Here is a 12,289-nt window from a genome sequence, read left to right as displayed (position 1 = left end):
TGTGATTTCAGTTGCCTTTCTTATTTTTGCAACGGCGTGGGTAAGAGATCGCACTACAGTTATTTTGTGTTGGTTTGTAAGTACACAGTGGCATAACAATGACTATACAAAAAGAGAGGCGGTGGAATATGAAGCGATTACTCTGGAGTCTGGTGGGGATCGGTGTCAGTGTCGGCGTCGGGATGGGCGCGGCAGTGGCGGGTGATGATGTTGTGCTTAACAGTGATGTCACAAAAGTGGAGACTGAGCTGGCGGCACAAGTGAAGGCCAAGAAAATCACGGTCGATCAAGCGAAAGAAATGGGGCTCAATCGTGCTGAAACCTATGAAGTGACGAGCACCGTTAGCGTGGAAAATTTGGAGCTGCAAATTGCCGAAAAGCTAAAGGAAAGCATCATGCCGTATTACTCCCTTGAATATAATGACCCAACCAGTGACGATAATGCTTATCGTGCCATGGTGACGGAGTACTTCGGGAAAGTGGACGCAGAATAAGTCCGCCGCGTGACACGATACCGTGCATGTGATCCCCGTAAATAAGACCTGTTCCCGATTTCCATAAAAAAACACGCCGTACCCGAGGGGGCGGCGTGTCTTAGTGTGAAGGAATTAAGCGGGGTATCGGTGATTAGTCGACAGGATCGACCTTGTCTTTGTACTCGCAAAGGTCTTCGATGGTACAGCTGCCGCAACGGGGTTTACGCGCGATGCAGGTGTAGCGACCGTGCAAAATCAGCCAATGATGCACATCCACTTTGAATTCTTTCGGCACCACTTTCAGCAGTTTCTGCTCAACCTGATCGACATTTTTGCCCACCGCAAACTTGGTACGGTTCGACACGCGGAAAATATGGGTATCGACGGCAATGGTCGGCCAACCAAACGCGGTATTGAGCACCACGTTTGCCGTTTTACGGCCTACGCCCGGTAGGGCTTCAAGGGCTTCACGATCTTCTGGCACTTCACCGCCGTGTTTTTCGAGCAAAATTTGGCAGGTTTTGATGACGTTTTCGGCTTTAGAATTAAACAGGCCAATCGTCTTGATGTACGATTTTACCCCGTCAACACCCAAATCAAAGAGAGCTTGTGGGGTGTTCGCGACCGGATACAGTTTGTCAGTGGCTTTATTGACGCTGACATCCGTGGCTTGCGCCGACAAGAGAACCGCAATGAGTAACTCAAAGGGGCTGCTCCAGTGCAGTTCCGTTTCCGGATGGGGATTTTCTGCGCGTAAACGTTCAAGGATCTGAACGCGCTTTTCATTGTTCATAGATACTTCCAGTCAAGCCATTATTGTTATAGTTACCTGCACCTTGTGGTGTCAGGTGCCGTGGCTAGTCCATCAGCCACGGCATGCCGATCAATGATTCGCGCTCAATCGTTGAAGCGTCATCATGGCATTAATCGGTCGGGCTTACGCGGGCACGTTCAATCACTGGCTTCGTTTGTGAGTGAGTCGCTTTTTGCGCGCGTTTCTTATCAATAACATTTTTTAGCGCGATCATAAAGCCAACACCAATAAAGGCACCGGGTGGCAAGATGGCCAGTAAGAAGCTGCTATCAAAGGTAAAGATCTCAATACGCAGTGATGAAGCCCAGTCACCGAGCAGACGATCAGCGCCGTCAAATAGGGTACCGTTCCCCAACACTTCACGTAATGCCCCCAGTACGACTAAGGCGGCAGTCATGCCCAATCCCATCCACAGGCCATCAAGCACTGCCGGAATAGGACTGTTCTTCGATGCAAAGGCTTCCGCGCGGCCGATGATGATACAGTTGGTCACAATCAATGGAATGAAAATGCCGAGGGACTGGTACAACCCAAAGGTGTAGGCATTCATCAGTAACTGGACGCAGGTCACCAGTGCGGCGATGATCATCACAAACACAGGAATACGCACTTCAGACGGCACCCATTGGCGGACCAATGACACTATCAAGTTAGAGCCGACCAATACTGCCGTGGTCGCCAGTCCGAGGCCTAAGGCGTTCGTGACGGTCGCGGAAACCGCCAGTAGGGGACACAGGCCCAATAGCTGGACGATGGCCGGGTTATTGTTCCATAACCCGTTTTTCATTAATTCAGTATTCATGGCACTCATTCCCCCTGGCAGTTCAGTGGTTGTGCGAAAAGACGATCTTGGTTGGCTTGGTAGTACAGCGACACGCGCTTCACGGCACCGACAACCGCACGCGGCGTGATGGTTGCGCCCGTAAACTGGTCAAAGTCGCCGCCGTCTTTACGTACAGCCCAGCGTGCATCATCCGTCCCGTTCACTTTTTTACCGGTGAAGCTGTCGATCCAATTGCTGATGCGGGTTTCAATTTTGTCACCCAACCCCGGCGTTTCGCTGTGGCTGAGAATGCGCACACCCGTGACCACACCTTGTTGGTCTAACCCGACAATCAGTTTAATCGCACCGCTGTAGCCGTCTGGTGCAATGGCTTCAATCGCCATTCCACTTTTTTGCCCCTGCTTTTCAGCGATGTAAGCGGGCATGGGCACGGTGGTACCCAGTGCGGCTTCATCGGTCAACAAGGTACAGCTTTTGTATAACTCGTTGTCGTGATTAGCAGCAGGGATCACCTGGTTCAATATTGTCAGCAGTTGCTTTTGCTGCTGTTCTTCAATTTTATCGGCCGTCATTAAGTGAGTGACCGCAACCAAACTGGTCGATAGCAGGGCAAAAATTGCCAATACGCCACCGTTTTTTCTCATTGCATTCAGCATGGTAGTTCCTCTAGTGGCCAAAGGTGCGTGGGCGAGTGTAGTAATCGATCATCGGGACACACATATTGGCCAGCAGAACGCCAAACGCGACGCCATCGGGGAAACCGCCGAAGGTACGGATCAAATATACTAATACACCGATGAGAGCACCGAAGACCAAGCGGCCTTTTACCGTGGTCGATGCCGTCACCGGATCGGTGGCAATAAAGAACGCACCGAGCATGGTGGCGCCGGAGAACAAATGGAACAGAGGAGAACCGGCGGTATCAGGGCTGATCAAAAATGCCAGTGTGCTCATCACAAACAGAGCACCGAGCATACCGACGGGGATGTGCCACTGGATCACACGCATTTTTAGCAGGATCAGGCCACCGATCAAAAAGCCGATGTTGACCCATTCCCAACCAATACCGGCCAATGTGCCGAAGACGGGGCCGGCCAGAATCTCTGTGGTGGTGTGGCCGGTGGTCAGTGAGGTTTTTAGCGTATCCAATGGGGTAGCCATGGTGACGCCGTCTACTGACATTCGCAGCTGGTAGACACTGAAACCGTCTTGCGTGAAGCCTGTCATGATGGCTGACAAGCTATCAATAAAGCTGACGGGCTCGGCACTCAGGGATGATGGCGGCAGCCAGGTTGTCATTTGCAGTGGGAAGGAGATAAGCAAGACCACGTAAGCCACCATAGCGGGGTTGAAGAGGTTTTGCCCTAATCCGCCGTACAGGTGTTTGGCAATGATGATGGCAGAAAGCACACCAATGACGCTGATCCACCAAGGGGCTAACGGAGGGATAGCCAAGCCGATCAATACACCGGTTAACAGGGCGGTATTATCACGTAAATACGGCACTAATGGGCGACGACGCAGCAACAAAACGGCCGCTTCAGCAACCACGGCCAGCAAGGCTGACAGAGCCACTTGGATTAATACCCCCCAACCAAAGAAATACCACTGGGCAGCAACGCCCAGTGAGGTGCAAAGGATGACCGTACGCATTAAACTGCTGGTGCTGCGGCGGTTATGGGCATGGGGTGAGCTGGTAATATTAAACGCCACCGTTAGTTTTCCTCATTGTTTTCTTGTGCGGCTTTAGCGGCTTGCGCGGCCTTACGTGCTTTGGCACGGGCAACGGCAGCAGCCACAGCGGCTTTTTTCGGATCCGAAGCAGCGGGTGCGTCGGTTTCAGCGGGTTTCACGTTAGCAGGCTTGGTTTCCGCTGATAGCTCTGTGTGTGATTCTGCTGCTTGCGCGGCCTTGCGGGCTTTAGCGCGGGCAACGGCAGCTACCACAGCGGCTTTTTTCGGATCCATATCAACGGATGTTTCTGCTTCAGCAGGTTGCTCGGTTTGCGACTCAGCGGCTTGTGCGGCCTTGCGGGCTTTAGCACGGGCAACGGCCGCCGCCACAGCAGCTTTTTTCGGATCCGCATCAGCCGATGTTTTTGCTTCAACCGGTTTGGCTTCTGCTGACGGCTCGTTTTGCGATTCAGCTGTTTGCGCGGCCTTGCGGGCTTTGGCTCGGGCAACGGCCGCCGCCACAGCCGCTTTCTTCGGATCCACATCAGCCGATGTTTTTGCTTCAACCGGTTTGGCTTCTGCTGACGGCTTGTTTTGCGATTCAGCAGCTTGCGCAGCCTTGCGGGCTTTAGCACGAGCAACGGCAGCGGTGACAGCGGCTTTTTTCGGATCCGCATCAGCCGATGTTTTTGCTTCAACCGGTTTGGCTTCTGCTGACGGCTCGGTTTGCGATTCAGCTGCTTGTGCGGCCTTGCGGGCTTTGGCTCGGGCAACGGCCGCCGCCACAGCATCTTTCTTCGGATCCGTAGGTTCGACGGCGTCTTTGGTTTTACCCGAGTCGGCGTGTTCTGCGGCTAATGCTTGGTCGGCAGCGAATTTCGCGGCTTTACGTTCGCGGGCTTCACGCTTGCGTTGTTCACGCAGCTTCGCCATTTCAGCATTATCGGGTTGCGCCGATGTGGTTGTGGCGGTTTGTGCCGCTTGTTCTTGTTTGGCTTTAGCGCGGGCAATCGCCGCGGCCACCGCCGGTTTCTTATCGTTGTCTTCGCCTGATGCAGCAGCCGCTTGTTTGGCTTTTACGCGAGCAATCGCTGCAGCCACGGCATCATCACCGCCGGTGGCAGCCATGTCTTTACGGCGATCTTCAGCGGCTTTCTTGAAGCGGTTTTCACGGGCGGATTTTTCGCGTTCAAAGCGGGCTTGCTTGGCTTCAAAGCGTTGTTTCGCACGCTCAGCGTTGGCTTCATCTTGACGACGTGCGTAGATTTCCGCCTTGGCTTGGCGATAGTAATTCACCAGTGGAATTTCGCTTGGGCACACGTAAGCACAGGCACCGCATTCAATGCAGTCGAACAGGTTGTACTCTTCGCACTTGGCGTAGTCTTGGTCTTTGGCGTACCACTGCAGCTGTTGAGGCAACAGAGAGCTTGGACAGGCATCGGCACAGGCACTACAGCGAATACAGGCCATTTCGTGATTATGCAGCGGCAGTTCACGGCGCTTAGGGGTCAGAATGCAGTTGGTGATTTTCGTGATGGGCACATTGGCATGGGGGAGGGTAAAGCCCATCAAGGATCCCCCAATGATCACGCGTGGGTATTTCTTATCTGGTTGGTAGCCGTAGGTGTCGAGCAGGTAGGACACGGGCGTGCCCAAGCGGGCAAACACATTGCCACGGTTTTTAAAGGCTTCACCTGTTAAGGTGACGACACGTTCAATCAAAGGCTCGCCATCGATCACCGCGCGTTTTACCGCAAAGGCGGTTCCCACGTTTTGCACAACTACGCCAACCGCTGAAGAGCGGCCACCGGATGGGACTTCACGGCCCGTCAGCAATTTCACCAGCTGTTTGGAGCTGCCTGACGGGTATTTGGTGGGGATCACGCGGATCAGAATGTTGTCTTCTGGCGAGACACACTGCTCAAGCGCTTTGATCGCTGCCGGCTTATTATCTTCGATACCGATCAAGGTCAGTTTAGGGCTGACGACGTGACGCAGAATACGAATACCTTCGATGACTTCTTGCGCGTAATCTTGCATCAAACGGTCATCGGCAGTGATGTAAGGCTCACACTCGGCCGCATTGATGATCATGATGTCTGTCAAGCCCAAGCTGCCTTGTAGCTTACGCCCAGTGGGGAAGCCTGCACCGCCTAAACCTGCAATGCCGCTAAAGCGGATAATATCGATCAGATCACCCGGCGCCATGGCCGTGTAATCGGTGATTTTTTGTTGGGGTGCCCACGTGTCGTGACCATCGCTTTTGATCACGATACATAGATCCGTCAAACCGGATGGGTGCGCGGTAGTACGGGGTTCAATCGCGGTAACCGTGCCTGAGGTCGGCGCGTGAATAGGCACACACATGCTCATGTCACTTTGGGTCAGCGGTTGGCCTTTTAGTATCTGATCGCCGACGGCAACCAAAATGTCGCCCTTGGTACCAATGTGCTGCTTCAGTGGCAGCACTAATTCGTCAGGAATGCCCGCGTGAATAATCGGTGTATGGTTGGACAAGGTTTTGTTTTCAGGCGGGTGGATACCGCCCGGGAAGTCCCACAGCTGACCTTGTTTAATTTGTTCGATAATTGACAGCATGTTTACTTCACCGCGCTTTCTTTATTGTCAACAGGCAGGTTCACCACTGGGATCTGGTTTAAATCCCACTTCCAGTTATCAGGCGTGGTTTCAACAGGGATCATCTCAATACAATCCGTCGGGCAAGGTGCCACACACAAATCACAACCGGTGCATTCGTCTTTTATCACGGTATGCAGGGCCTTGGTGCCGCCGACAATGGCATCGACCGGACAGGCTTGAATACATTTGGTGCAACCAATGCACATATCTTCGTGAATAAAAGCGACTTTCTTGAGGCTTTTTTCTGCGTCATGGGCAGAATCTTGCACTTCAACGCCCATGAGATCAGCGAGTTTTTCAATGGCTTGTTGACCGCCCGGCGGACATTTGTTGATGGCATCGCCATTGGCGATGGCTTCGGCATACGGGCGACACCCCGGGTAACCACACTGGCCACATTGGGTTTGCGGCAAGATCGCATCGATTTGCTCAACAATAGGGTCAGCCTCGACTTTAAAGCGAATAGACGCAAAGCCCAGCAGGAGACCAAAGATAGCGGCAAGTGCTGCAATGGCAATCACCGCGATAAGTAATCCGCTCATCTTACAATTTCACCAATCCAGTAAAGCCCATGAACGCCAGCGACATCAGGCCAGCGGTGACCATCGCAATGGACGCCCCTTTAAACGGTTCCGGTACATCAGCCGCTGCAATGCGTTCGCGCATGGAAGCAAACAGGACCAAGACAAGGGAGAAACCGACGGCAGCACCGAAGCCGTAAATCACGGATTCAATGAAGTTATGACGTTCATTGATGTTCAGTAGGGCAACACCCAATACGGCACAGTTGGTGGTGATCAACGGCAAGAAGATCCCTAACAGGCGGTACAGGGTCGGGCTGGTTTTGTGCACGACCATTTCGGTAAATTGCACGACCACCGCGATCACCAAGATGAAGCTCAGGGTGCGCAGGTATTGGATCCCAAGCGGAACCAAGATATAGGTTTCAACCAGATACGCACACACAGACGCCAAGGTCAGTACGAACGTGGTGGCTAACCCCATACCAATCGCGGTTTCCAGTTTCTTGGAGACGCCCATGAAGGGGCATAAGCCTAAAAATTTTACGAGTACAAAGTTGTTAACCAACACGGTACCGACAAGGAGGAGTAGGTATTCAGTCATACCATCAAAATACTGTTTGCAAAAGATCCTTACATTATCTTCCTTTGTGCCCCCATTAACAACTCCCTCGGAGCAGGGTTTTTGCCATTAACGGCCATTCCCGGCAGCCAAATGGCGGAGAAAATGATGAAATCAACAATAGATTTCAGTCATGATATGGATTGTGTTTGAGCGGAATGTCGGTGTAAACATTCAATATCGCGATCCCTTTTTGTGTATAGCGTTGAGCGAGGCTTGAACAATACGGTCAAGGGAAAAAGAAGACGGGCGGGCAGTAATTTCCATAAATAAAATCACTCATAAAGAACAAGAAATTTTATCATACAAAGAGCTTGCTTTTCCCCAGCCCTGATAACACAAGGAGTTAGCATACTTATCCACGGAAACTGTGGATAAGTGTGTTAATGGATACTGAGGAACAAGGGTAAATGCGCGTGCTTCTTGCAAGTTGTTCAAAAAACAAACAAATGAGCAATAAGGAATAAAACGCTGTAATTGGGGGGATCTTGGGATACTTCTACAGACAAAAAAATGAGGTTTAAGAATAGCAGAAAGGAAAAAAAGGATATCGTTTGCTTGTGAATTGATTTATATCAAGCCTTGAATAACTTGTGGGCAAAAAGGGTATAACGGTATTTTTAAGGGGTATAAATGCGTGTATTTTGCACAAATTTGATGGGGATTGGCTATGTTGCGGGCGCTGATAATACGCCTTGATGAAAAACCATTCAAGCATTAATCGCCTTTTTATTTGTTGCTTTGCCTTCGTTTGTACTGAATCAAGAAATTCTCGCTCAAAGGCAGATATTGAGGTAGTTTGAATAGATACACTGTTTATCCAACCAGTTCGGTACCGTTATGGAAAAGCCTGCCAGTAAGTCGTTCAAACTTTCATCACCCTATTCGCCATCCGGTGACCAGCCCACGGCGATCGACCAGTTACTGAAAGGGTTAGATGCAGGTTTAGCGCATCAAACGTTGCTGGGTGCGACCGGTACGGGGAAAACCTTTACCGTCGCCAATGTGATTGCGACCGTCGATAGGCCGACATTGATCTTAGCGCCCAATAAAACCTTGGCGGCGCAGCTTTATGGCGAAATGCGAGAGTTTTTCCCGGACAATGCTGTCGAGTACTTCGTCTCTTATTATGACTACTACCAGCCGGAAGCGTATGTGCCGACAACCGATACTTTTATTGAAAAGGATGCGTCGGTAAACGCACACATCGAGCAAATGCGCCTGTCAGCGACAAAAGCCTTAATGGAGCGGCGTGATGTCATCATTATTGCCTCGGTATCGGCCATTTATGGTTTGGGTGATCCGGATTCGTATTTAAAGATGATGCTGCACGTTCGACGCGGCGACGTGCTGGATCAGCGCGATATTCTGCGTCGACTGGCTGAGCTGCAATACACCCGCAATGACATGGCTTTTGAGCGCGGTACGTTCCGTGTGCGTGGGGAAGTGATTGATATTTTTCCGGCAGAATCGGAAAAAGAAGCGGTGCGTATTGAGCTGTTTGACGATGAAGTAGACTGCATCAGCCAGTTTGACCCGCTTACCGGTTCGATTTTGCAGCGGGATATGCCGCGTTGCACTATTTATCCGAAAACCCACTACGTGACCCCGCGTGAAAAAGTGTTGGAGGCCGTTGAAGGGATCAAAGTGGAGCTTGAACAACGTAAAGCCCAGCTGCTGGCCAACAATAAGCTGGTGGAAGAGCAGCGGATTTCACAGCGTACGCAATTTGATATCGAAATGATGAACGAATTGGGTTTCTGTTCAGGGATTGAGAACTACTCCCGTTACCTCAGTGGGCGCACCGAGGGTGAGCCGCCACCGACCTTGTTTGATTACCTGCCGGCAGATGGCTTGCTCATCATTGATGAGTCGCATGTAACGGTGTCACAAATTGGCGCCATGTTCCGTGGTGACCGTTCCCGTAAAGAAAACTTGGTGGAGTACGGATTCCGCTTGCCGTCTGCTTTGGATAACCGTCCGTTGAAGTTTGAAGAGTTTGAGGCACTGGCGCCGCAAACCTTGTATATCTCTGCGACGCCGGGCAAATACGAAATCGAAAAATCCGGTGAGGATATTGCTGAGCAGGTGATCCGCCCTACGGGGTTGCTGGATCCGCAAATCGAAGTGCGTCCGGTTACGACACAGGTGGATGACTTATTGTCTGAAATCCGTATTCGAGAAGCGAAAGGTGAGCGGGTATTGGTGACGACCTTAACCAAACGCATGGCGGAAGACTTAACCGAGTATTTGGCTGAGCATGACGTGAAAGTGCGTTACCTTCACTCTGATATTGATACGGTTGAGCGTGTCGAAATCATTCGTGATTTGCGCTTGGGGGTCTTTGACGTATTGGTGGGGATTAACTTGCTGCGTGAGGGCCTGGATATGCCGGAAGTCTCTCTGGTGGCGATTCTGGATGCAGACAAAGAAGGCTTCTTGCGTTCTGAGCGTTCATTGATTCAGACCATTGGTCGTGCGGCCCGTCACTTAGAAGGGCGCGCCATTCTATACGGCGACCGGATCACGGGGTCGATGGAGCGCGCCATCAGTGAAACAAATCGTCGTCGCGACAAACAAATCGCTTATAACGAAAAGCACGGTTTTGTCCCGAAAGCCTTGAACAAAAAAGTGTCAGACATTATGGAATTGGGCGGGACAGGGAAAGGCAAAAAAGTGAACCGTGCGGCGCAGCTACATAAAGTGGCAGAGCAAAAAGCAACGTATACCACCTTGACACCACAGCAGCTTGAAACGGAAATCTTGCAGTTAGAAAAGGCCATGTATGACGCGGCGCAGAACTTGGAGTTTGAGCAAGCCGCAGAGTTGCGTGACAAGATCCATACCCTGCGAGAGCAGTTTATCGCCAACAGTTAACTTGTCGACAATACAGCACTTAGGGCGCTTGTTCTGGGTGCTTCCAGCCTTTGAGCCTCTTTTCTGCCGTGTGCACGAACCAAATTTCAGGCAAAAAAAAGCCAACCGATAAACAGTTCGGTTGGCGTCATTGTTTTAGTGAAAAAATCCACAAACAACGTCAGTTGGCTAGGTTGACTCTAGGAAGAGTCATAATAAGTAATGCAGACTACGTGCCAACTTTTCTATTCCGATTTAATTGCACTTTTTTATTGGCTTGGCGCAAACATTTTCATTTTGCGGGTGTAAAAAATCACTGTGTATTTGCATTATGCGAATCATTATGCGATTCATTATGAAAAAGCGACCATGACCCTAACATGGCGAGCAGGACAAAAAAGTGATACTCATTTTTTTCTTTTGATTACAATTAGTAAAGAGCAATAGGATTGGGAGGGGGCAATGGAGAGCAAACCGAGGCAGCGGCAAGTGTTAATGGTGGAAGATACGGTGTCTGTTGCGGCACTGTATAAATCGTACCTTAATCCATTGGGCGTGGCCGTCACAATCGTAGGTTCAGGCTCTGACGCCCTGGCATTTGTGAAGGAGACCACGCCGGATTTGATCCTTTTGGATCTGCGTTTACCGGACATGACGGGCATGGAAGTGCTTGAAGCGGTGAAGCGGGAGTATGGTGATATTCCCGTGGTGATCATGACGGCGCATGGGTCGATTGATGTGGCGGTGGAAGCGATGCGTTATGGCGCGAAAGATTTCCTGATCAAGCCATGCGAAGCCGACCGCTTACGTGTCACCGTGAATAATGCGCTGAAAGAAGACGATCAAAAAGACACCGGATCACCGTCATCCTCTAAACAAGGCGGGGCACAATACCAAGGTTTCATTGGTAACAGTTTGCCGATGCAGGCCGTGTACCGTGTGATTGAATCGGCCGCGTCCAGTAAAGCCACGGTTTTCATTACGGGGGAAAGTGGGACCGGTAAAGAGGTGTGTGCGGAAGCGGTGCATGCTGCCAGTCCGCGTAATGACAAACCGTTTGTTGCCTTAAACTGTGCGGCGATACCGAAAGAATTGATTGAAAGTGAATTGTTTGGTCACGTCAAAGGGGCGTTCACCGGGGCGTCGACAGAGCGCCAAGGGGCCGTTGAGCTCGCCAATCAAGGCACCCTGTTTCTGGATGAACTTTGCGAAATGGATTTGGATTTGCAAAGCAAATTGCTGCGTTTTATTCAAACCGGGACTTACCAGAAAGTCGGTGCCTCCAAAACCCATACCGTCGATGTTCGATTTGTTTGTGCGACTAACCGCAATCCGTGGCTGGAAGTGCAAGAAGGCCGCTTCCGTGAAGATTTATACTATCGCCTGCATGTGATCCCGGTGACGTTACCGCCATTGCGTGAGCGGGGTGAGGATGTGCTGGAAATTGCTCACGCTTTGCTAGCATTGATGTCACTGGAAGAAGGGAAAAACTTCAGCCGGTTCTCCTCAGAGGTACTTGCCTTGTTTAAGCAGTATCACTGGCAGGGGAATGTACGGGAATTGCAAAACGTCATCCGTAATATTGTGGTGCTCAATAGTGGCGAAGAAGTGACATTGCCGATGGTTCCGCCGCCGATTAATAATGGTGGCGTTAAACTTGCATCGTCTTTTGTTGCTCATCGGGATAAATCGAGTGATATGCCGAGCATTGAGTCACCGATGATGCCTTACAGCGTGGATAAGTCACAGGTAGAGCCACTTTGGGTCGTAGAAAAACGGGCCATTCAGGCGGCGATTGATGCGTGTGATGGCAATATTCCACGTGCCGCCGGACTTTTGGAAGTCAGTCCATCAACGATTTACCGTAAATTACAAACCTGGCAGGAAGCGCAAGGTTAACTGT

Annotated in this window: 10 protein-coding genes; 3 read left to right on the top strand and 7 right to left on the bottom strand. The window is 51.0% G+C overall.

What is annotated here, in order from left to right:
- Positions 1–128: 128 nt before the first annotated feature.
- Positions 129–494: a hypothetical protein gene (locus L4C36_RS05970; protein ID WP_428476879.1), complete on the top strand. Its 366-nt coding sequence runs from the start codon at positions 129–131 to the stop codon at positions 492–494.
- A 133-nt stretch (positions 495–627) separates the two neighbouring features.
- Here the strand turns inward: L4C36_RS05970 and nth are convergent, their stop codons facing one another.
- The 7 genes from nth to rsxA form a co-directional block, all read right to left on the bottom strand.
- On the bottom strand, positions 628–1,269 hold the full coding sequence (nth, locus tag L4C36_RS05965; protein ID WP_428476878.1) for an endonuclease III: 642 nt from the start codon (positions 1,267–1,269) through the stop codon (positions 628–630).
- A gap of 130 nt (positions 1,270–1,399) precedes the next feature.
- The gene (locus L4C36_RS05960; RefSeq protein ID WP_428476877.1) at positions 1,400–2,101 is read right to left on the bottom strand and encodes an electron transport complex subunit E; all 702 of its coding nucleotides are present in this window, start codon (positions 2,099–2,101) and stop codon (positions 1,400–1,402) included.
- Positions 2,098–2,730 (bottom strand): electron transport complex subunit RsxG, encoded by a 633-nt coding sequence (gene rsxG, locus L4C36_RS05955; RefSeq protein WP_428476876.1) that lies wholly within the window; start codon positions 2,728–2,730, stop codon positions 2,098–2,100. The genes L4C36_RS05960 and rsxG overlap by 4 nt, the downstream gene beginning before the upstream one ends.
- 10 nt (positions 2,731–2,740) lie before the next feature.
- Positions 2,741–3,787: an electron transport complex subunit RsxD gene (rsxD, locus tag L4C36_RS05950; RefSeq protein ID WP_428476875.1), complete on the bottom strand. Its 1,047-nt coding sequence runs from the start codon at positions 3,785–3,787 to the stop codon at positions 2,741–2,743.
- Positions 3,788–3,789: 2 nt separating this feature from the next.
- A complete protein-coding gene (gene rsxC, locus L4C36_RS05945) occupies positions 3,790–6,345 on the bottom strand; it encodes an electron transport complex subunit RsxC (RefSeq protein WP_428476874.1) in 2,556 nt (851 codons plus the stop codon).
- Positions 6,346–6,347: 2 nt separating this feature from the next.
- Positions 6,348–6,929, bottom strand: a complete 582-nt coding sequence (gene rsxB / locus L4C36_RS05940) for an electron transport complex subunit RsxB (protein ID WP_428476873.1) — start codon at positions 6,927–6,929, stop codon at positions 6,348–6,350.
- A gap of 1 nt (position 6,930) precedes the next feature.
- Positions 6,931–7,512 carry an electron transport complex subunit RsxA gene (gene rsxA, locus L4C36_RS05935; RefSeq protein ID WP_428476872.1) on the bottom strand — a complete coding sequence of 194 codons (582 nt, stop codon included), beginning with the start codon at positions 7,510–7,512 and terminating at the stop codon, positions 6,931–6,933.
- An 858-nt stretch (positions 7,513–8,370) separates the two neighbouring features.
- Between rsxA and uvrB the strand changes: the two genes are divergently transcribed.
- Both uvrB and luxO read left to right on the top strand, forming a co-directional pair.
- Positions 8,371–10,407: an excinuclease ABC subunit UvrB gene (uvrB, locus tag L4C36_RS05930; protein WP_428476871.1), complete on the top strand. Its 2,037-nt coding sequence runs from the start codon at positions 8,371–8,373 to the stop codon at positions 10,405–10,407.
- A gap of 441 nt (positions 10,408–10,848) precedes the next feature.
- Positions 10,849–12,285, top strand: coding sequence for a quorum-sensing sigma-54 dependent transcriptional regulator LuxO (gene luxO, locus L4C36_RS05925; protein ID WP_428476870.1), 1,437 nt, complete (start codon positions 10,849–10,851; stop codon positions 12,283–12,285).
- Positions 12,286–12,289: the final 4 nt, after the last annotated feature.

Origin of the sequence: Photobacterium japonica, from assembly GCF_050337005.1 — a bacterium.
In the GTDB taxonomy this organism is placed as follows: Bacteria; Pseudomonadota; Gammaproteobacteria; order Enterobacterales; family Vibrionaceae; genus Photobacterium; species Photobacterium japonica.
This window is presented reverse-complemented; position numbering and strand designations above follow the sequence as displayed.